The following is a 19,762-nucleotide window of genomic DNA, read 5'->3' as shown; positions in this document are numbered from 1 at the left end:
TGCGCGGGCGGGCATATGGGTGCCGATCGCTTGCTTCGGCCTGATTCGGGGCGACAGGAACCCCATCTCGACACTGCCACGGATTGCCGCGCGGCGCCGCGCGCCCCGCGGAAGTCCCGGCCGCCCGGCGACGCGCGGGCGGGACCGTGGAAGGATCGAAGGCGGCGGACTACAACGGAAGGCGGACCGTGGCCGAGCAGCTGTATGCCACCCTGAAGACCACCCTCGGGGACATCGAGGTGCGGCTCTTCGCGCTGCACGCTCCCGTCACGGTCAGAAACTTCGTCGAGCTGGCCCGCGGGGAGCGCGAGTGGACCCACCCCGGCACCGGCGAGAAGAGCAGAAGACCGCTCTACGACGGCACGGTCTTCCACTCCGTCATCAGCGGGTTCATGATCCAGGGCGGGGATCCGCTGGGGAACGGCCTGGGCGGCCCCGGCTACGGGTTCGAGGACGAGTGCCACCCCGACCTGGCCTTCGACACCCCGTACCTGATGGCCATGGCCAACGCCGGCCCGGGCACCAACGGCTCCCAGTTCTTCATCACGGTCACGCCGAGCACCTGGCTCAACGGCAAGCGGACCATCTTCGGCGAGGTCACCGGCCCGGCCGGCCGGAAGGTGGTCGACGCCATCGCGAACGTGCCGACCGGCCGCAACGACCGGCCGCTCGTCGACGTCGTCATCGAGACGGTGGCCGTCGAGACGCGCGAGGCCTGAGAAGGGAACCAAACGCACCGCTCGTCCGTAAGGATGAACGGTGCAGGATAGTGCCGTAAGCACCGTACGACCAGGTACGGGCACGACGACCAAGGGGAACTGATGGACCAGGCCGCAGGGAGCGCGCAGGACGCCCGGAGCGTGCCCGTGTGCTACCGGCACCCGGACCGCGAGACCGGCGTGCGCTGCACCCGCTGTGAGCGCCCCATCTGCCCCGAGTGCATGGTCAGCGCCTCGGTCGGCTTCCAGTGCCCGGACTGCGTCCGCGGCGGCTCCGGTACGGGGCACGCGCCGCAGGCGTCGCGGCCGCGCACGCTCGCCGGGGGCACGGTCACGGCCGACCCCCGGCTGCTCACCAAGATCCTGATCGGGATCAACCTCGCGGTGTTCATCGCCATCCAGGCCGACCGCTCCCTCCTGGACGACGTGGTGCTCTACGGCGCCTGGCCGCCCAAGCCGTTCACGCCGACCTCGGGTGTCGCCGGCGGCGAGTGGTACCGCTTCGCGTCGTCGATGTTCGCGCACGAGCAGTACTGGCACATCGGCTTCAACATGCTGAGCCTGTGGTGGGTCGGCGGTCCCCTGGAAGCGGCCCTCGGCCGGGCCCGCTACCTGGCGGTCTACTTCGCCTCCGGGCTGGCCGGCGGCGCGCTGACCTACCTGCTCGCCTCCCCGACCACCGCCTCGCTCGGTGCCTCGGGCGCGATCTTCGGCCTCTTCGGCGCCACCGCGGTGCTGATGCGCCGGCTCAACTACGACATGCGGCCGGTCATCGCCCTGCTGGTGATCAACCTGATCTTCACCTTCAACCCGTCCATGAACATCTCCTGGGAGGCGCACATCGGCGGGCTCGTCGCCGGTGTCGTCACCGGGTACGCGATGGTGCACGCCCCGCGCGAGAGGCGGTCGCTGGTGCAGTACGGCACCTGTGCCGTCGTCCTGGCGCTGTCGCTGGCGCTGGTGCTGGTCAGAACCGCTCAGCTGACCTGAGCGGCCGGTGGGAAGCGGGGGAACACCCTGCTACCGAACCGTTGTCCACAGGCTGTGGCCGATCTTGTGCACACCGTGCGGACACAGCTGTGCCCCCTGCCGCTCGGATGTGTTCCCGCAGGTCAGGCAGGGGGCGAACGGATGTCTGACGGCCACTTGGCCAGTCACACCGGCGTCAACACCCGATGGGTTATCCACAGATCGTCGTTCTTTTCCCCATGTGGAAAACGGCTGTGGATAACTCAGTGGATAGCCCTGGGCAGAGCTGTTTCCCGAGGTGCCGGGGGCGCTACTTCCACTGCGTGGAGACACCGAAGCCGGCGGCGATGAAGCCGAAGCCCACCACGATGTTCCAGTTGTCCAGGCTGTCGATGGGCAGCGAGCCGTCCGTCACGTAGAACACCACGATCCAGGCCAGGCCGATCAGGAACATGGCCAGCATGACGGGCGCGACCCAGGCGCGGTTGGTGAGCTTGATGGCCTGCGCCTGCTTCGCGGGCGGCGGCGTGTAGTCGGCCTTCTTGCGGATACGTGACTTCGGCACGAGGGTCTCTCCTGTCGATGCGCTGCGTGGCCGCGCAGGTAACTGGGTCGGGCTCGGGGCAGCGTACAAGGGGCCAACATGACGACTCTGTGTGCTCCCCCGGGCGTCCGTTAGCGTAGTGCTTCCGCGGCGCCGAAGGAGATAAGGGTACGTTGAGCAATTCTGCCGACTCCCCCGGGACGGGATCAACGGGTGCGGACCCCGTTCGCCGGCCGCGTCTGCGGCCCGTGCGGATGCTCACGGCGGCCGTCTTCGCCCTCGCCGGGCTGATCTTCTTCACCAGCTTCGACACGGCCAAGGGCACCGACATCCGCCAGGACGGCTCGCTGCTGAAGCTGTCCGACCTGATCCAGCAGCGCAGCCGCAAGAACAAGGCGCTGGACGAGTCCAACGCGACCCTGCGGGACAGCGTGGAGTCGCTCGCCGAGCGGGACGACGGCAGCACCAGGGCCCAGGACGAGAAGCTCGGCGGGCTGGAGAAGAGCGCGGGCACCCGGAAGCTGACCGGCAAGGCCGTCACCGTCACCCTCGACGACGCCCCGCCCGGCGCCACCGCCAAGCTCCCCGGCTACCCCGAGCCGCAGCCCGACTACCTGGTCATCCACCAGCAGGACCTCCAGGCCGTGGTGAACGCGCTGTGGCAGGGCGGCGCCCGGGGCATCAAGGTCATGGACCAGCGGCTGATCTCCACCAGCGCGGTGCGCTGCGTCGGCAACACCCTGATCCTCCAGGGCCGCGTCTACTCACCGCCGTACAAGATCACGGCGGTCGGGGACCCGGACCGGCTGAAGCAGGCGCTCGCCGCGAGCAAGGCGATCCAGACCTACATGGTCTACGTCAACGTCTACGGCCTCGGCTGGAAAGTCACCGACGACGGGACGGTGACTCTCCCGGGGTACTCCGGCACAGTGGATCTGCACTACGCGAAGCCAGTGGGGTAGACGTCCGTCCGGGAGCCGCCGGTGCGCGTGATCGTCAGAACCGTCAGCGAGCTGTGCATCACCGTCGGCACCCTGATCGTGCTCTTCGTCGGCTACGTGCTGTTCTGGACGGGCGTACGGGCCGACAGCGCGATGAGCGACCAGATCGACCGGCTGCACGCCGAGTGGGCGCGGGCCGGTGACCGGCCGCGGACCGCGGCGCCGCCGCGGGCGACCGGGGCGGCGAAGGCGTCGAAGCCGTACACACCCGGCGAACCGTTTGCCGTCATGTACGTCCCGCGGCTCGGTTCCACCTGGCGCAAGCCGGTGCTGGAGGGCACCGGGACCGGCACCCTGAAGAAGGGCCTCGGCCACTACGCGGGCACCGCGCGCCTCGGCGGGCAGGGCAACTTCGCCGTCGCCGGGCACCGGCGGACGTACGGCGACCCGTTCGAGGACTTCCCCCGGCTGCGGCCGGGCGACGCGGTCGTGCTCACCGACGGAACGGCCTGGTTCACGTATCGGATCGACAAAGGCCCCTACAAAACCGTGCCGACCGACGTCGGGGTGATCGACGCTGTCCCCCGGAAGTCCGGGTACCCGCGTCCGGGCCGGTATCTGACCCTGACCACGTGCGATCCGGAATGGGGGCACAGTCACCGGCTGATCGTCTGGGCGCACCTCGATGCGACCCAGCCGGTGGAGGCAGGCGAACCGGGGGCCCTGCGCCGTTAGTCTGGTGACGTACGGCGTGGGTCTGGTGCCGTAGGGGATACGGAAGGGACGGCAAGGGACGGCATGTACGGCTGGATCTGGCGGCATCTGCCGGGCAACGCGTGGGTGAAGGCGCTCCTCTCCCTCCTCCTGATCCTGGCCGTGGTCTACGTCCTGTTCCAGTACGTCTTCCCGTGGGCCGAGCCGCTGCTGCCCTTCAACGATGTGACGGTGGACAACCAGTGAGTGCGCGGATTCTCGTCGTCGACAACTACGACAGCTTCGTCTTCAACCTCGTCCAGTACCTGTACCAGCTGGGTGCCGAGTGCGAGGTCCTGCGCAACGACGAGGTGTCGACCTCGCACGCCCAGGACGGCTTCGACGGCGTGCTGCTCTCGCCCGGCCCCGGGACGCCGGAGCAGGCGGGCGTGTGCGTGGACATGGTCCGGCACTGCGCGGCCACCGGCGTGCCGGTGTTCGGGGTGTGCCTCGGCATGCAGTCGATGCAGGTGGCGTACGGCGGTGTGGTCGACCGGGCGCCCGAGCTGCTGCACGGCAAGACCTCGCTGGTCGAGCACGAGGGCAAGGGGGTCTTCGCCGGCCTTCCCTCGCCCTTCACGGCGACCCGCTACCACTCGCTGGCCGCCGAGCCCGCCACGGTCCCGGCCGAGCTGGAGGTGACCGCCCGCACCCACGACGGGATCATCATGGGCCTGCGCCACCGGGAACTCCCGGTCGAGGGCGTGCAGTTCCACCCCGAGTCGGTGCTGACCGAGCACGGGCACCGGATGCTGGCCAACTGGCTGGCGGAGTGCGGCGACCAGGGTGCCGTGGCGAGGTCGGCGGGGCTCGCCCCGGTGGTGGGCAGGGCCACGGCGTGACCGCCCTGCGCCCCGAGCGCGAGGACTTGTACGGCGGCGACAGCCCGTACGAGTCCTCCGTCGGTGCGCGGCCGTACGCGGGACGCCGGCCGGATCCGGCGACGGCGCCGATGCCCCGGCTGACCGAGGACGGCCTGCCCGCGGCCGACGAGGAGACGATGGCGCTCCGGCTCCCGGCGGGATTCGGCCCGGAGAACGGGCCCACGGGCGCCTCTGCGGCCTCTTGGGGCTCTGCTGCCTCCCCAGCCGCTCCGGGCGGCCGTGCGGCCCGGAGAAAGGCCGCCAAGCGGCGTGGCGGGCGGCACGGCGGGGCCCGGGAGACGACGGCTGCCCCGACGCAGCGGGACCCGCAGCGGCCCCTGACCCGGGTGGAGGCCCGCCGCCAGGCCCGGCTGCGCAAGGCCGGCCCGGCCACCGTCGTGAGCCGGCTGATCGGCGAGGTGTTCATCACCACCGGCGTGCTGATGCTGCTGTTCGTCACCTACCAGCTGTGGTGGACCAACGTGCGCGCGCACGCGCAGGCCGGCAGCGAGACGCACCAGCTCCAGGACGACTGGGCCAGCGGCAAGCGGAACCCGGGTGTCTTCGAGCCGGGGCAGGGCTTCGCGATACTGCACATCCCCAAGCTGGACGTGGTGGCGCCGATCGCGGAGGGCATCAGCAACAAGAAGGTGCTCGACAAGGGGATGGTCGGGCACTACGGCGAGGCCCCGCTGAAGACGGCGATGCCCGAGGCGAAGACCGGCAACTTCGGGCTCGCGGCGCACCGCAACACGCACGGCGAGCCGTTCCGGTACATCAACCGGCTGGAGGCCGGTGACGCGGTCGTGGTCGAGACGCAGGACACGTACTTCGTGTACAAGGTGACCTCGATGCTGCCGGTCACCCCGCCGTCCAACACCAGCGTGCTCGATCCCGTCCCGCCCGGTTCCGGTTTCACCCGGCCCGGCCGCTACATCACCCTGACCACCTGCACGCCGGAGTTCACCAGCAAGTACCGGCTGATCGTCTGGGGCAAGATGGTCCAGGAACGCCCGCGCAGCAAGGGCAAGCCGGACGCGCTCATCGAGTAGGGCTTCACCGAGTAGGGGCAGAGGAACTGTGGCAGCGACCGCCGACGAGACCGACGAGACCACGGACGCGTCCGAACCGGTTCCGGATACGGCCCCGCGCCGCCGGCGCCCCGGCCGGATCGCGCTGGCGGTCAGCGTCTTCGGGGAGCTCCTCATCACGGCGGGCGTGCTGCTCGGCCTGTTCGTCGTCTACTCGCTGTGGTGGACGAACGTGATAGCGGACCGCAAGGCCGACCGGCAGGCCGACAGGGTGCGCGAGGACTGGGCGCAGCAGCAGGAGTCCGGTCCCGGCGCGCTCGACACGAAGGACGGCATCGGGTTCCTGCACGTGCCGGCCATGGGGAACGGCGAGGTGCTGGTCGAGAAGGGCACCGGCACGGACGTCCTCAACGACGGTGTGGCCGGCTACTACACCGACCCGGTCAAGGCCGCGCTGCCCACCACCGGCAAGAACGGCAACTTCGCCCTCGCCGCCCACCGGGACGGTCACGGCGCGAAGTTCCACAACATCGACAGGATCGAGAAGGGCGACCCGATCGTCTTCGAGACCCGGGACGACTGGTACGTCTACAAGGCCTACGCGGTCCTCCCCGAGACCTCCAAGTACAACGTCAAGGTCCTCTCACCGGTCCCCAAGGAGTCCGGCAAGGAGAAGCCCGGCCGCTACATCACCCTGACGACCTGCACGCCCGTCTACACCTCCCGCTACCGGTACGTGGTGTGGGGGGAGCTGGTCCGGGTGGAGAAGGTGGACGGCAGGCGGACGCCGCCGGCGGAGCTGCGCTGAGCAAGCGCGAGGGCCCCTGCCGGGATGTCCCGGCAGGGGCCCACGTGTGTGCGGGACGGGTCAGCCGGTGACGCCGCCGAAGATGTTGCCGCCGCCGCCGTCGTTGCCGCCGTTGTTGCCGTTTCCGCCCTGGCCCCCGATGGTGACCAGGTTGATCGTCGTGCCCTTGTTGACCGTGTTGCCCTGGCCGGGGTCCGACGTGAACACGATGGCGTTGTCGTCCTGCGAGCCGGTGATGTTGCCGACCACCAGGCCCGCCTGTTCGATCAGCTTCCTGGCGTCCTTGAGCTTCTGCCCCTGGACGGCCGGCACCTGCACCTGGGTGTTCTGCGCCTTGCCGACGTTGATCACCACGTTGGTGTTCTTGACGACCTGCTGACCGGCGGCCGGGTTGGTGTTCTGCACCTTGCCGTCCTGGGCGGGGTCGGTGACCGGGGTGTCGTTGCAGGTCGGTGCCAGGCCCTTGGCCTGGAGTTCGGCCTTCGCCTCGTCACAGGACTTGCCGGTGACGTCGGGGACGGTCACCTTCTCCTGGGGCTTGGCGACCGTGAGGGTGATCGTGGAGCCCTTCTCCTTGCTGGTGCCACCCGGCGGGTCCTGGTTGGTGACGACACCGGGCGTGCGGTCCGAGACCTCGGTCTTCTTGTCGACCTGGAAGCCCTTCGCCTTCAGCTGGGACTCCGCGTCGGCGAACTGGGCGCCGAGCACGTCCGGCACCTGAACCTTGGGCGCGCCCGTGGACACCACCAGGGTGACGGTGCTGTTCTTGTCGACCTTCGTGCCCTGATTCGGGTTCTGGGAGCAGACGTTGCCGGTGGCCTGGTCCTCGCAGGCCTTCTTGCTGACCGAGACCTTCAGGTCGACGTTCCGGGCCATCTTGCGGGCCGTCTTCTCCGGCTGGCCCACGAACGACGGCACGGCCACCCGGCCGTCGGCCGCGTCCTTGCCGCTGAACGCCCACTTGCCGATCAGGATCGCGCCGACCAGGACCAGCAGGCCCGCGACCACCAGCAGGATCGTGGAGGTGTTGGACTTCTTCTGCTGGCGGCGGCGGTCCGGGCGGTCGTCGTAGCCGTAGCCGCCGTCGTCCGGGTTCATCGGCGGGAGCATGGCGGTCGCCCCGGCCGGGGCGTCCGAGCGCAGGGCGGTGGTCTGCTGGTCGTCGGGGTAGCCGCCGTAGCCGACCGCGCCCATCGCGGCGGTGGCCGCGACCGGCTGGCCGTCCAGGCACGCCTCGATGTCGGCGCGCATCTCGTCGGCCGACTGGTAGCGGTAGTTCGGGTCCTTGACCAGCGCCTTCAGGACGATCGCGTCCATCTCCGGCGTGATCTCCGGGTCGAAGACCGACGGGGGCTGGGGTTCCTCCCGGACGTGCTGGTAGGCCACGGCCACCGGGGAGTCGCCCACGAAGGGGGGCCGTACCGTCAGCAGTTCGTAGAGCAGACAGCCCGTCGAATACAGGTCCGAGCGGGCGTCGACCTGCTCGCCCTTGGCCTGCTCCGGGGAGAGGTACTGGGCCGTGCCGATGACCGCCGCGGTCTGGGTCATGGTCATGCCGGCGTCGCCCATGGCCCGGGCGATGCCGAAGTCCATCACCTTGACCTGGCCGTTGCGGGTCAGCATGACGTTGGCCGGCTTGATGTCGCGGTGGACGATGCCGTTGCGGTGCGCGTACTCCAGGCCCTGGAGGATGCCGATGGTCATCTCCATCGCGCGCTCGGGCAGCAGCTTGCGGCCGGAGTGGAGCAGCTCGCGGAGCGTGGATCCGTCGACGTACTCCATCACGATGTACGGGATGGAGACCCCGTCGATGTAGTCCTCGCCCGTGTCGTAGACCGCGACGATCGCGGGATGGTTGAGCGAGGCGGCCGACTGGGCCTCCCGGCGGAACCGGGCCTGGAAGGACGGGTCGCGTGCGAGGTCCGCACGCAGCGTCTTCACCGCCACGGTGCGGCCGAGGCGGGTGTCATGCGCGAGGTAGACCTCTGCCATGCCACCGCGGCCGAGCACCTGGCCCAGCTCGTACCGGCCGCCGAGGCGACGCGGCTCTTCCATAGCTACCTACCAGCCCTCTCCGTCGGTCTCGGCCGCGCACCCGTGTGCACGGCCGGAGGCTGCCGTCCGGGCCTACCGTACCCGGCTCGCTCTGTGTGACCTGGCCAAGCCCGTAACCCGATACAGGACCGGTATCGCAACGTGCGGCGATGTGAAGGGGATGTGAGCGGCCTCACTCCCGGTGATCGGTGGCGGTCACTTCTTGGAGTCGATGACCGCCTCCATGACGTTCTTCGCGATCGGCGCGGCCAGGCCGCCACCGGAGATGTCGTCGCGGTTGGCGCCCTCGTCCTCGATCACCACGGCCACGGCGACCGGGGAGCTGCCGTCGGGCAGCTTGGCGTAGGAGATGAACCACGCGTACGGGTTCTCGCTGTTCTCGACACCGTGCTGGGCGGTACCGGTCTTGCCGCCGACCGTGACGCCGTCGATCTTCGCGCGCGTGCCGGTGCCCTTCTCGACCACCGTCTTCATCATGTCCTGCAGTATCTGCGCGTTCTTCGGCGACAGCGGCCGGCTCAGCTCTTCCGGCTTGGTCGTGGCGACCGGGTCCAGGTTGGAGGACTGGAGCGAGTCGACCATGTACGGCTTCATCAGCTTGCCGTCGTTGGCGACCGCGGAGGCGACCATGGCCATCTGCAGCGGGGTGGCGGCGGTGTTGTACTGGCCGATGGAGGACAGCGCGGTCTGCGACTGGTTCATGTCGTCGGAGAACACCGAGGAGCTGGAGCGGACCGGGGTGAACTGCTCGGAGTCGAAGCCGAACTTCTTCGCCTCTTCGAGCATCTTGTCGTTGCCGAGGTCGGAGCCGATCTTGCCGAAGACGGTGTTGCAGGAGTACTGGAGCGCGACCCGCATGGTCGCGTTCTCGCACGGGATGTTGCCCTCGTTCTTCAGCTGGGTCGTGGTGCCCGGCATGGTCCACGGCAGCGGCGAGTCGGTCTTCTCGTCGGCCGAGGTGTACTTGCCGTTCTCCAGCGCCGCGGCGGCCGTGACCACCTTGAAGGTGGAGCCCGGCGGGTAGGTCTCGCGCAGCGCCCGGTTCAGCATCGGGTCGTTGGGGTTGTATTTCTTCTGGAGCTTCTTCCAGGCCGCGGCGTCGTCGTTGGTGTTGCCCGCGAAGGACGAGGGGTCGTACGACGGGTAGGAGGCCAGCGCCAGGATCTTGCCGGTGGAGGGGTCGAGCGCGACGACCGCGCCCTTGCCGCCCTGCTTCTTCAGGCCGTCGTACGCGGCCTTCTGCGCGGCGGCGTTCAGCGTGGTGACGACGTTGCCGCCCTGCTGCTCCTTGCCGGTGATCATGTCGAGGGTCTTGCGGAAGAACAGCCGGTCGTCGTTGCCGGTGAGGATGCCGTCCTCGAGGGACTCCAGCTGGGTGGCGCCGAAGGCCTGCGAGGCGTAGCCGGTGACCGGTGCCCACATGGGGCCGTTCTTGTAGGTGCGCTTGTACTTGAGGTCGTTCAGGCCGGTCTTGCTGGTCAGAGTGGAGCCGGTGATCGGGTCGCCGCCCGACACGATGATGTCGCCGCGCGGGGTGGCGTAGCGGGCGATGGTGACACGGCGGTTGTTCGGGTCGTCCTTGAGCTTGTCGGCCCGCACGTACTGCAGGTAGTTGTCCCGCAGCAGCAGGGTGAGGACGAGGAGGCCGCAGAAGATCGCGATCCGGCGCAGGGGCTTGTTCATGACGGGCGGACCACCTGGGTCATCTCGGCGTCGGGGTTGGCGGCGGGGGCGGGCGCCGGGCGGCGCGCGGTGTCACTGATGCGGATGAGGATGCCGATCAGGGCCCAGTTCGCCAGCACGGAGGAACCGCCGTACGCCATGAACGGCATGGTCATACCGGTCAGCGGGATGAGGCCCATGACACCGCCGGCCACCACGAAGACCTGGAGGGCGAAGGCGCCCGACAGGCCGACGGCGAGCAGCTTGCCGAACGGGTCGCGGGCGGCGAGGGCGGTGCGCACGCCGCGTTCCACGATCAGGCCGTAGATCAGCAGGATCGCCATGATGCCGGCCAGGCCCAGCTCCTCGCCGAAGGTGGCGAGGATGAAGTCGGAGTTGGCGGCGAACCGGATCAGGTCCGAGTGGCCCTGGCCCCAGCCGCTGCCGAGGGTGCCGCCGGAGCCGAAGGCCCACAGCGCCTGCTGGAGCTGCTCGGAGTGGCCGGCCTGGCCCTGGCGGCTGAGGGTGTACTCGCGCATCGGGTCGAGCCAGGACTGGACGCGGCTCTTCACGTGCGGCTCGATGCTGGCCACGCCGACCGCGCCCGCCGCGGACATCAGCAGACCGAAGACGATCCAGCTGGTCCGCTCGGTGGCGACGTACAGCATGATGACGAACATTCCGAAGAACAGCAGCGAGGTGCCGAGGTCCGTCTCGAAGACCAGGATGAGGATCGAGATCGCCCAGACGACCAGGATCGGGCCGAGGTCGCGGCCGCGCGGCAGGTACAGGCCCATGAAGCGGCGGCTGGCGAGGGCCAGGGCGTCGCGCTTGACCATCAGGTAGCCGGCGAAGAAGACGGCCAGGACGATCTTCGCGAACTCACCGGGCTGCAGGGAGCCGAGACCGGGGATGTTGATCCAGATCTTCGCGCCGTAGATGTTGGCGCCGAGGCCCGGTACCAGCGGCAGGATCAGCAGGACCAGCGCGCTGAACATGGAGATGTACGTGTAGCGCTGCAGGACGCGGTGGTCCTTCAGGAAGATCAGAACCACGACGAACAGGGCGATGCCCAGGGCCGTGTACAGCAGCTGGCGGGGCGCGGCCGTGACGAAGTTCGGCAGCGACTGCAGCAGCTTGGACTGGTCCAGCCGCCAGATGCACACCAGGCCGAGCCCGTTGAGCAGGGTGGCCAGCGGCAGCAGCAGCGGGTCCGCGTACGGCGCGAACTTGCGTACGGCGACGTGGGCGACGCCGGCCAGCAGACCGAGCCCGAGGCCGTAGCTCAGCAGGCCCGCGGGGACCTGGCCGTCGAGGGCGAGGCCCACGTTGGCGTAGGCGAACACCGGGATGACCACGGCGAAGACCAGCAGGGCCAGCTCGGTGTTGCGACGGCTCGGCGCGCCGATGGCGCCGATCGTGGACGTGTGATGCGTCGACGGGTTCGTAGTACTGCTCATCGTGTGACAGGGCCTCTCACGGCTTGCCTACTGCTTACCGCACAGCGAGACGACCTTCTGCTCGTCCTCCGAGAGAGTGGGGCCGGGGCTGGGGGTCGCGGACGGGGTCGTGGACGGAGACTTCGAAGGGGACGCCGGCGAGGTCGGGGACGCCGGGGACGTCTTCGAGGCCGACGGGTTCGGGGTCGGGGAGGCCTTGGTGAAGGCGGTCTGCGTGGTGGTGCCCTTCGTGCCGCCGGTCTTCCCGGCGCCCTTCTGGGCGTTCTTCTCGGTCTCGGCGGCCTTGCGCTCGGCCTGCTTGCGGCAGGCGGAGGCCTGCACGGCCAGCTCCTCGACCTTGGTCCGGGCCGCCTGCAGCCCGCCCTCCGCGATCGTGGCCTTCACCTGCTTCTGCTGGTACGGCGGCAGGTACTTGAGTTCGATCTCGGGGTGGTCCTTCTCCACCTTCGACAGCGACACCCAGGCCAGGTCCTGGCTGATCCCGCGGTACAGCGCGACGTGCTCGTCCTTGGCGCCGACGTAGTACTGGGTCTGCGTCCAGCGGTAGCCGCCGTACAGGCCGCCGCCGACGACGGCGAGGGCCAGGGCGCCGTAGAGCGAGGTCTTCAGCCATCTGCGCTGCTTGCGCGGCTTGGTCAGCTCGTCCTCGGCGTAGTCGCCGAAGCCGCCGGCCGGGACGTAACCGGTGGTGTCGCCGGAGCCGGGCGGGCCGAACTCGCCGCCGCCGTGCCCCTGGCCCTGGCGGCCCAGGTGGGAGGCGCGGCCGGCCGGGGTCTGCATGATGCCGTTGTCGTGCAGGTGGTGCTGGTTCTCGGCGACGGCGCCGACCACGACCGGCTGGTCGGACAGCTGGCCGGCGAGGGTGTCGCCGGTGTCCAGGTCGAGCACGTCGGCGACGATGACGGTGATGTTGTCGGGGCCGCCGCCGCGCAGCGCGAGCTGGATCAGTTCCTGCACGGTCTCCTGCGGGCCCTGGTAGCTGGCGAGGGTCTCCTCCATCGTCTGGTGGGAGACCACGCCGGACAGGCCGTCGGAGCAGATCAGGTAGCGGTCGCCGGCCCGGACCTCACGGATCGACAGGTCGGGTTCGACGTGGTCGCCGCTGCCGAGGGCGCGCATCAGCAGGGAGCGCTGCGGGTGGGTGGTGGCCTCTTCCTCGGTGATCCGGCCCTCGTCCACCAGCCGCTGCACCCAGGTGTGGTCCTGGGTGATCTGGGTGAGCACCCCGTCGCGGAGCAGGTACGCGCGCGAGTCGCCGACGTGCACCAGGCCGAGGCGCTGGCCGGTCCACAGCAGCGCGGTGAGGGTGGTGCCCATGCCTTCGAGCTGGGGGTCCTCCTCGACCATGGAGCGCAGCTGGTCGTTGGCGCGCTGCACGGCCACGCCGAGGGAGGTGAGGATGTCGGAGCCGGGCACGTCGTCGTCGAGTGTGACCAGGGTGGAGATCACCTCGGAGGAGGCGACCTCGCCCGCGGCCTGGCCGCCCATGCCGTCGGCGATGGCGAGCAGGCGCGGACCGGCGTAACCGGAGTCCTCGTTGCCCTCCCGGATCATGCCTTTGTGCGATCCGGCGGCAAAGCGCAGTGACAGACTCATGCGCACCTCGCCCGTCGGCTCCGGGTACAGCCGGTCGTGTCGAGCCACACTGCCCACCCTCCGGTTGGGAGCGCGCCGGAGACCGGGTGGCGGCCTGCCGCTGCGTGCTCGCTCCGCTCGCGCTTATTCATGACGTAGCACTACTTCCGCAGCTCGATTGCGGTCTTGCCGATGCGGATCGGCGCGCCCAGCGGGATCGGCGTGGGGGTCGTCAGCCGGGACCGGTCCAGGTAGGTGCCGTTGGTGGAGCCGAGATCCTCGATGATCCACTGGCCGTCGCGGTCCGGGTAGATCCTGGCATGGCGGCTGGAGGCGTAGTCGTCGTCCAGCACGATCGTGGAGTCGTGCGCCCGGCCCAGGGTGATCGTCTGGCCCTGCAGCGCGACGGTGGTGCCGGTCAGTGTGCCTTCGGTCACGACCAGCTTGGAGGGGGCGTTGCGGCCCCGGCGGCCGCCGCCCTGCTGGGCGCGCTGCGGCGGCGGAGCGGCCTGCTGCCGGGTCTGCTGCCGGCCGGACTGCTGCGGCCGGGCCGCCTCCCTACGCGATCCGCGCTGGGTGACGCGCGTACCGAACAGGTCGCTCCGGATGACCTGCACGGCCACGATCACGAACAGCCACAGTACGGCCAGGAAACCCAGCCGCATGACCGTGAGGGTCAGCTCTGACATTGCCCCCGCTTCACCCTTCGGCTTGCCTATAGATAACGGTGGTGCTGCCCACGACGATCCGCGAGCCGTCGCGGAGCGTAGCGCGGGTGGTGTGCTGCCCGTCCACCACGATGCCGTTGGTGGAGCCGAGATCCTGGATCGTCGAGGGCGTTCCGGTCCGGATCTCGCAGTGCCGGCGGGAGACGCCGGGGTCGTCGATCCGCACGTCGGCGTCGGTGCTGCGGCCCAGCACCAGCGTCGGGCGGGAGATCTGGTGGCGGGTGCCGTTGATCTCGATCCAGTAGCGGGTGCGCGCGCCGCTCATCGGGGCCGCGGCGGGCCGCTGGGTGGCGGGCTGCGGGTAGCCGTACCCGCCGGGGCGGGCGCCGGGCGGCGGCGCGGCCGGCATCGGGGGCGCGCCCGCGGGGGCGGCCGGCGGGTAGCCGTAACCGCCCGGGGCGCTCGGCGCGGGGCGTCCGGCGGGCGCCTGCGGCGCCGCCGGCTGACTGCTGGAGGAGGCCAGGGTGCGCGAGCGCACCCGGTACAGGCCGGTGTCCAGGTCCTCGGCCTTCTCCAGGTTGACCTTGATCGGACCCATGAAGGTGTAGCGCTGCTGCTTGGCGTAGTCGCGCACCATGCCGGCCAGCTCGTCGCCGAGCTGTCCGGAGTAGGGGCTGAGGCGCTCGTAGTCCGGCGCGCTCAGCTCCACGATGAAGTCGTTGGGTACGACGGTCCGGTCGCGGTTCCAGATCGTGGCGTTGTTGTCGCACTCCCGCTGGAGCGCTCCGGCGATCTCCACGGGCTGGACCTCGGACTTGAAGACCTTGGCGAAGGTGCCGTTCACCAGACCTTCGAGACGCTGCTCGAACTTCTTCAGGACTCCCATGGGGCACCTCCTCCGTCCCTGCCGTCGTCTTGCCTGCTGTGCCGCTGCCTTGCCGGGTACTGCCGGTACTGCTTACTGATCGTATCTACGCGCCCGCCAATCAGCCGGTTCCCCCAGCGGCTCCCCTTGGAACTCCTGGCGCGTGTCCTGCTGCCATGGATCGTAGAGGCGGGCCACAACCAGTGTCCCGCACCCGGCTGTGGACCCGGTCCGCCTCCGGGGGAGATGACCGGGACCGGTACGAGGTTGATACGAGAAGCACGTCTCCCTGATACGCACGCCCGTCCGAGCGCCGTCCCGCGCGGCGGGGCGGGGCGGGCGGGAAGCGATGTGAATCCACCCCGTACGACGTGCTAATGTTCTGCATGTCGGAAGGGGCCAGCCCGAAAGGGTCGGAACCGGAAGACACACCCAATGCGCGGGTGGCGGAATAGGCAGACGCGCTGGATTCAGGTTCCAGTGCCCGCAAGGGCGTGGGGGTTCAACTCCCCCCTCGCGCACAGAGAAACCGATGAAACGGGTCTCTGCCGGTGACGGAAGTCACGGCGGGGGCCCGTTTCTCGTTGTGTTCCGAAGCGTGAGACGCCGCACAGCCGGGCGCTGTTGGTCTCGTCGGTGAGCTATCTCACGGGCGGGGATGTGCTGTTGCCGCCGTGCGCGGGAGCGGTCTCCGGGCGCGAGCGTCATGTTCATGTTGGACGGCGGCTCGGTCTCCGGCGCCGGCCACGGCCGCCACGTCGGCGGAGTCCTCCGCGGGGTCTGACGCGTTCCGGTCACCGGTTGTACGGTCTCCCCGAGTTGATGTTCGTGCCGGCGCCCGTGCGTCCGGCTGGTCCGGGGAGGCGGTCGGTGTGACCGGAAGCGGTGCGGGTGCGGCGGACGCGGCGGACGGGGGCGTGCGCCGGCTGCCCCGGGTGCGCGGGTTCGCCCCGTGGCCGCCGCAGGGCTCGCCGAAGGAGGAGGGCAAGGCGCTCCGGACGAGCGTGCCGCGCTCCGCCCACGGCGCGTTCGACCCGGACCCCGCCCGGCCCGACGCGGTGAGCGCGGTGGCCGAGTCCAACGCCGGGCGCATCCCCGAGCTGACCCCGCTGCGGGTGGGCCGGATGGCGGCCACCCCGTTCGCCTTCCTGCGCGGCGCCGCCGGACTCATGGCGTACGACCTCGCCCGCACCCCCACGACCCGGATCGGCACCCAGATCTGCGGTGACGCGCACGCCGCCAACTTCGGCCTGTACGGCGACGCCCGCGGCGACCTCGTCATCGACCTCAACGACTTCGACGAGACCGTGCACGGCCCCTGGGAGTGGGACCTCAAGCGGCTCGCCGCCTCGCTGGTGCTCGCCGGCCGGGAGGCGGGCGCCGACGAGGACGTCTGCCGCGCCGCGGCCCAGGACGCGGCCGGCGCCTACCGCCGCACCATGCGGCTGCTCGCCAAGCTGCCGGTGCTCGACGCCTGGAACGCCATCGCGGACGAGGAGCTCGTCTCCCACACCGACGCCCACGACCTGCTCGGCACGCTCCAGCGGGTCTCCGAGAAGGCCCGGGCCAACACCAGCGGCCGGTTCGCCGCGAAGTCGACCGAGGCGGCGCCCGACGGCGGACGCCGGTTCGTGCCCGCCCCGCCGGTGCTGCGCCGCATCCCGGACGCCGAGGCCGCCGCGGTCGCCGCGTCCCTGGAGGCGTACCTCGACACGCTCGGCGAGGACCGCCACCCCCTGCTCGCCCGGCACGCCGTGCACGACGTCGCCTTCCGCGTGGTCGGCACCGGCAGCGTCGGCACCCGGTCCTACGTCGTCCTGCTGCTCGACCACCGCGGCGAGCCCCTGGTCCTGCAGGTGAAGGAGGCCCGCCCCTCCGCGCTCCTCCCGCACCTGGTCACCGCCGGTTTCGAGGCGCCCGCGGTGCCGCACGAGGGCCGCCGGGTGGTCCTCGGGCAGAAGCGGATGCAGGTCGTCAGCGACACCCTGCTCGGCTGGACCACCGTGGAGGGGCGTCCGTACCAGGTGCGCCAGTTCCGCAACCGCAAGGGCAGTGTCGACCCGGCCGCCCTCGCCGCCGACCAGGTCGACGACTACGGCCGCATGACCGGCGCCCTGCTGGCCCGCGCCCACTCCCACAGCGCCGACCCGCGGCTGATCGCCGGGTACTGCGGCAAGAACGAGGAGCTGGACGAGGCGATCGGCGCCTTCGCCGTCGCCTACGCCGACCGCACGGAGGCGGACCACGCCCGCCTGATCGCGGGCATCCGGGCGGGACGGATCGAGGCCGAGCCGGGGGTGTGAAGGGGTTCCCGGGGTGTGGTGAGGGTTTACCGGGAGCCGGGAACCGCACCCCGGTCCGGGCGGGGGCAGCGGCTACGCTGGGCGGGTGACGACCCCGGAAGCCGACCAGTCCCAGGCCCCCCGCCCCGAGGAGCGGCTGGAACAGGCCGTGCGGGCCGCCGAGCAGGCGTTGATCGAGTACGAGATCGCCGTGGAGACCTTCCGCGTAGAGGTCGAGAACTTCGCCCGCCTGCACGAACAGCGCCTCGGCCCGCTCTACGCCCGCATCGAGGAGCTGGACGCCGAGATCGCCGAGGCGAAGGCCGCCCGCACGGGTGACCCCGAGGACATCCGCCGTGCGCAGGAGGCCCGCGCCCGGGTGCTGCCGATGCCCGGCGTGGAGGACCTGCTGCACGGCTGGATGGACGGTGACGGCCTGTTCCCGGAGGCCGTCGCCATGCTCACGGACCAGCCGGTACGGCCCCCGCAGCGGGTACGCCCCAGCGAGGAGGCCCGCAGGCTCTACCGCGAGCTGGCCCGCAAGGCCCACCCCGACCTGGCCCAGGAGGAAGCGGAGCAGAAGCGGCGGGAGGAGTTCCTCAGCCGGGTCAACGCCGCCTACGCCCGCGGTGACGAGGCCCTGCTCGGGGAGCTGGCCGAAGAGTGGGCGGCCGGGCCGGTACCGCCCGAGCGCCGCCCGAGCCCCGCCGAGGAGCTGTACGCCCGCCTCGAATGGCTCGCCCAGCGCAAGGAACTGCTCACCCTCGTGGCCCGGGAACTGGAGGAGGGCGCGATCGCCGGCATGCTCCGGCTCGCCCCGGACGACCCCGACGGGCTGCTCGACGAGATCGCCGGCCGGCTGCGCGCGGACATCGCCCAGCGGGAGGCGGAACTGGCCTCCCTGTCCGGGCGGGACTGACCCGCCCCGGGCTTCGGGTAGCGTCGGAGCCATGAATTTCGGAGCTGGTGTGCCCACGGTCCAGATCGCGGACCTCAAGGACGGCGACTTCCTGCTGGACGTCCGCGAGGACGACGAGTGGCAGGCGGGCCACGCCGAGGGAGCCCTGCACATTCCCATCAGCGAGTTCGTGGCCCGCTACGGCGAGCTGACCGAGGCCGCCCCGCAGGACGGCCGTGTCCACGTCATCTGCCGCTCGGGCGGCCGCTCCGCCCAGGTCACGATGTACCTGGTCCAGCAGGGCATCGACGCGGTCAACGTCGACGGCGGCATGCAGCACTGGCAGACCACCGGCCGCCCGGTCGTCACCGACGAGGGCAAGCCGGGCTTCGTCCTGTAGCCGCCCTGACGGCCCCCGGCAGCCGAGTGGCGGGGGTGTCAGGCGAGGGGATGCGCGGCCAGCAGGTCGCCGAGCCGTTCCTCGTACGCCGCCGCCGGGCCGAGCGCCAGCTCCAGGTGCTTGGCCCAGGCGTGGTAGCGGTGCAGCGGATAGTCGGTGTCGGCGCCGAACCCGCCGTGCAGGTGCTGTGCCGTCTGCACCACCCGCCGCACCCCCTCCGCCGCCCAGATCTTCGCCACGGCGAGGTCCCCGGCGACGGGCAGCGCACCCGGTGCCCCCGAGGAGATCCGCCACGCGGCCTGCCACAGGGTGGCCTCCATGGCGCGCAGGTCGATGTACCGGTCCGCGGCCTGCACGGCCACCGCCTGGAACGTCGCGATCGGGTACCCGAACTGCTCCCGTTTGCCGGTGTACTCACCGGTCATCCGCAGCACCTGCTCGCCCAGCCCGAGCGCCAGCGCGCACGTGCCCGTCACCAGCAGCGCGTGCAGCCACTCCCAGGCGCCGTCGGCCTCGATCACCTCGCCCGGCTCCACCCGTACCGACCGCAGCCGCAGCTCGGCCAGCCGCTCACCGCTGGTGGAGACCTGCTCGGCGAGCACCAGCCCCGCCGCCTCCCGCGGCACCAGCGCCAGCACGGTCCGGTCGCCCGCCGCGCCCTCGACGTGGGCCGGTACGACGATCAAGTCCGCGTCGTACGCCCACGGCACCGCCGTCTGCACCCCGTCCAGGAGCCACGCCGGCCCCTCCCGCCGCGCGGTGACGGCCTGCTCGGCCGGGTCGTGGCCGGTACGGCCCTGGGCCGCGACGGTCAGCACCAGCTCGCCCCGGCCGGCCCGGTCCGCCAGCCGGTCCGCCAGTCCGGGACCGCCGTAGGCCTGCACGGCCGCGGCGGCGGCGCTGTGTTCCAGCAGGGGCACCCGGGCGAGCACCCGGCCGGCCTCGCGCAGCACCAGGCACAGCGCGATCGCGTCCAGGCCCGCGCCGCCGTGCTCCTCGGCCAGCAGCAGACTCAGCAGGTCGGCGTCGGCGAGCCGGGACCACAGCGCCCGGTCGAAGCCCTCGGCCACGGCGCCGGTGGTCAGCGCCGGACTGGGCACCGCGTCCGGCGCGACCCCGGCGAACACCCCCCGCGCCGCCTCGGCCGCCGCCCGCTGCTCCTCGGTGAAGGTGAAGTCCACGGCCTGTCCTCCTGGCGGGTCCGGTCTTCCGGCAGCGCGTCCGGTCGTCCGGACGCGGCCGCGTGGAACTGACGGAGCGTCAAGATAG

Annotated in this window: 19 protein-coding genes and 1 tRNA gene; 12 read left to right on the top strand and 8 right to left on the bottom strand. The window is 70.9% G+C overall.

Features of this window, described 5'->3' with window-relative positions; translation table 11 throughout:
• Positions 1-188: 188 nt before the first annotated feature.
• Together ABZ923_RS05445 and ABZ923_RS05440 are read left to right on the top strand one after the other, a co-directional pair.
• A complete protein-coding gene (locus ABZ923_RS05445) occupies positions 189-719 on the top strand; it encodes a peptidylprolyl isomerase (RefSeq protein WP_361467132.1) in 531 nt (176 codons plus the stop codon).
• A 102-nt stretch (positions 720-821) separates the two neighbouring features.
• Complete coding sequence (locus ABZ923_RS05440) at positions 822-1,709, top strand: rhomboid family intramembrane serine protease (protein WP_361467130.1); 888 nt, start codon at positions 822-824, stop codon at positions 1,707-1,709.
• 289 nt (positions 1,710-1,998) lie between these two features.
• Here ABZ923_RS05440 and crgA read toward each other — a convergent pair whose 3' ends face one another.
• Complete coding sequence (crgA, locus tag ABZ923_RS05435) at positions 1,999-2,253, bottom strand: cell division protein CrgA (protein ID WP_053711550.1); 255 nt, start codon at positions 2,251-2,253, stop codon at positions 1,999-2,001.
• Between the two features lie 152 nt (positions 2,254-2,405).
• Between crgA and ABZ923_RS05430 the strand changes: the two genes are divergently transcribed.
• The 6 genes from ABZ923_RS05430 to ABZ923_RS05405 all read left to right on the top strand — a co-directional run bounded on the left by ABZ923_RS05430 (position 2,406) and on the right by ABZ923_RS05405 (position 6,628).
• Positions 2,406-3,194 (top strand): DUF881 domain-containing protein, encoded by a 789-nt coding sequence (locus ABZ923_RS05430; protein WP_361467127.1) that lies wholly within the window; start codon positions 2,406-2,408, stop codon positions 3,192-3,194.
• A 21-nt stretch (positions 3,195-3,215) separates the two neighbouring features.
• On the top strand, positions 3,216-3,908 hold the full coding sequence (locus ABZ923_RS05425; RefSeq protein WP_361467124.1) for a class E sortase: 693 nt from the start codon (positions 3,216-3,218) through the stop codon (positions 3,906-3,908).
• 63 nt (positions 3,909-3,971) lie between these two features.
• Positions 3,972-4,133, top strand: a complete 162-nt coding sequence (locus ABZ923_RS05420; RefSeq protein ID WP_030344318.1) for a hypothetical protein — start codon at positions 3,972-3,974, stop codon at positions 4,131-4,133.
• Positions 4,130-4,768, top strand: a complete 639-nt coding sequence (locus ABZ923_RS05415) for an aminodeoxychorismate/anthranilate synthase component II (protein WP_059250063.1) — start codon at positions 4,130-4,132, stop codon at positions 4,766-4,768. The genes ABZ923_RS05420 and ABZ923_RS05415 overlap by 4 nt, the downstream gene beginning before the upstream one ends.
• The gene (locus ABZ923_RS05410; RefSeq protein WP_361467121.1) at positions 4,765-5,841 is read left to right on the top strand and encodes a class E sortase; all 1,077 of its coding nucleotides are present in this window, start codon (positions 4,765-4,767) and stop codon (positions 5,839-5,841) included. The genes ABZ923_RS05415 and ABZ923_RS05410 overlap by 4 nt, the downstream gene beginning before the upstream one ends.
• Before the next feature lie 28 nt (positions 5,842-5,869).
• The gene (locus tag ABZ923_RS05405; RefSeq protein ID WP_361467119.1) at positions 5,870-6,628 is read left to right on the top strand and encodes a class E sortase; all 759 of its coding nucleotides are present in this window, start codon (positions 5,870-5,872) and stop codon (positions 6,626-6,628) included.
• A gap of 60 nt (positions 6,629-6,688) precedes the next feature.
• On the opposite strand, the gene pknB is transcribed toward ABZ923_RS05405, so the two are convergent.
• The 6 genes from pknB to ABZ923_RS05375 all read right to left on the bottom strand — a co-directional run bounded on the left by pknB (position 6,689) and on the right by ABZ923_RS05375 (position 14,934).
• A complete protein-coding gene (gene pknB, locus ABZ923_RS05400) occupies positions 6,689-8,683 on the bottom strand; it encodes a Stk1 family PASTA domain-containing Ser/Thr kinase (protein WP_361467116.1) in 1,995 nt (664 codons plus the stop codon).
• A 195-nt stretch (positions 8,684-8,878) separates the two neighbouring features.
• Positions 8,879-10,366 (bottom strand): penicillin-binding protein 2, encoded by a 1,488-nt coding sequence (locus ABZ923_RS05395; RefSeq protein ID WP_361467114.1) that lies wholly within the window; start codon positions 10,364-10,366, stop codon positions 8,879-8,881.
• Positions 10,363-11,805 (bottom strand): FtsW/RodA/SpoVE family cell cycle protein, encoded by a 1,443-nt coding sequence (locus tag ABZ923_RS05390; RefSeq protein WP_361467111.1) that lies wholly within the window; start codon positions 11,803-11,805, stop codon positions 10,363-10,365. The genes ABZ923_RS05395 and ABZ923_RS05390 overlap by 4 nt, the downstream gene beginning before the upstream one ends.
• A 27-nt stretch (positions 11,806-11,832) precedes the next feature.
• Positions 11,833-13,401 carry a Stp1/IreP family PP2C-type Ser/Thr phosphatase gene (locus ABZ923_RS05385; RefSeq protein WP_361467207.1) on the bottom strand — a complete coding sequence of 523 codons (1,569 nt, stop codon included), beginning with the start codon at positions 13,399-13,401 and terminating at the stop codon, positions 11,833-11,835.
• 140 nt (positions 13,402-13,541) lie between these two features.
• Entirely contained in the window at positions 13,542-14,069 is a 528-nt protein-coding gene (locus tag ABZ923_RS05380) for an FHA domain-containing protein (protein WP_361467108.1), read from the bottom strand.
• 10 nt (positions 14,070-14,079) lie between these two features.
• Positions 14,080-14,934, bottom strand: coding sequence for a DUF3662 and FHA domain-containing protein (locus ABZ923_RS05375; protein ID WP_361467105.1), 855 nt, complete (start codon positions 14,932-14,934; stop codon positions 14,080-14,082).
• Positions 14,935-15,350: 416 nt separating this feature from the next.
• Between ABZ923_RS05375 and ABZ923_RS05370 the strand changes: the two genes are divergently transcribed.
• The 4 genes from ABZ923_RS05370 (at position 15,351) to ABZ923_RS05355 (ending at position 18,493) form a co-directional block, all read left to right on the top strand.
• Positions 15,351-15,434 (top strand) — tRNA-Leu (locus tag ABZ923_RS05370).
• A gap of 351 nt (positions 15,435-15,785) precedes the next feature.
• Positions 15,786-17,216, top strand: a complete 1,431-nt coding sequence (locus ABZ923_RS05365; protein WP_361467102.1) for a DUF2252 domain-containing protein — start codon at positions 15,786-15,788, stop codon at positions 17,214-17,216.
• 85 nt (positions 17,217-17,301) lie between these two features.
• Positions 17,302-18,114: a hypothetical protein gene (locus ABZ923_RS05360; RefSeq protein ID WP_361467099.1), complete on the top strand. Its 813-nt coding sequence runs from the start codon at positions 17,302-17,304 to the stop codon at positions 18,112-18,114.
• A gap of 49 nt (positions 18,115-18,163) precedes the next feature.
• Positions 18,164-18,493 (top strand): rhodanese-like domain-containing protein, encoded by a 330-nt coding sequence (locus ABZ923_RS05355; protein WP_361467205.1) that lies wholly within the window; start codon positions 18,164-18,166, stop codon positions 18,491-18,493.
• A gap of 38 nt (positions 18,494-18,531) precedes the next feature.
• Here ABZ923_RS05355 and ABZ923_RS05350 read toward each other — a convergent pair whose 3' ends face one another.
• Entirely contained in the window at positions 18,532-19,674 is a 1,143-nt protein-coding gene (locus ABZ923_RS05350; protein WP_361467096.1) for an acyl-CoA dehydrogenase family protein, read from the bottom strand.
• Positions 19,675-19,762 lie beyond the last annotated feature (88 nt).

It is taken from the genome of Streptomyces sp. NPDC046881 (assembly GCF_040645015.1).
GTDB lineage: Bacteria > Actinomycetota > Actinomycetes > Streptomycetales > Streptomycetaceae > Streptomyces.
The sequence above is the reverse complement of the archived record's forward strand: the minus strand, read 5'-3'. Positions and strand labels throughout refer to the sequence as shown.

What these genes read in the sequence shown, in the direction of transcription:
- ABZ923_RS05380 (WP_361467108.1), bottom strand. Translation starts at nt 14,069, where the DNA reads ATGTCAGAGCTGACCCTCACGGTCATGCGGCTGGGTTTCCTGGCCGTA.
- ABZ923_RS05395 (WP_361467114.1), bottom strand. Translation starts at nt 10,366, where the DNA reads ATGAACAAGCCCCTGCGCCGGATCGCGATCTTCTGCGGCCTCCTCGTC.
- pknB (WP_361467116.1), bottom strand. Translation starts at nt 8,683, where the DNA reads ATGGAAGAGCCGCGTCGCCTCGGCGGCCGGTACGAGCTGGGCCAGGTG.
- ABZ923_RS05390 (WP_361467111.1), bottom strand. Translation starts at nt 11,805, where the DNA reads ATGAGCAGTACTACGAACCCGTCGACGCATCACACGTCCACGATCGGC.
- ABZ923_RS05420 (WP_030344318.1), top strand. Translation starts at nt 3,972, where the DNA reads ATGTACGGCTGGATCTGGCGGCATCTGCCGGGCAACGCGTGGGTGAAG.
- ABZ923_RS05440 (WP_361467130.1), top strand. Translation starts at nt 822, where the DNA reads ATGGACCAGGCCGCAGGGAGCGCGCAGGACGCCCGGAGCGTGCCCGTG.
- ABZ923_RS05375 (WP_361467105.1), bottom strand. Translation starts at nt 14,934, where the DNA reads ATGGGAGTCCTGAAGAAGTTCGAGCAGCGTCTCGAAGGTCTGGTGAAC.
- ABZ923_RS05385 (WP_361467207.1), bottom strand. Translation starts at nt 13,401, where the DNA reads ATGAGTCTGTCACTGCGCTTTGCCGCCGGATCGCACAAAGGCATGATC.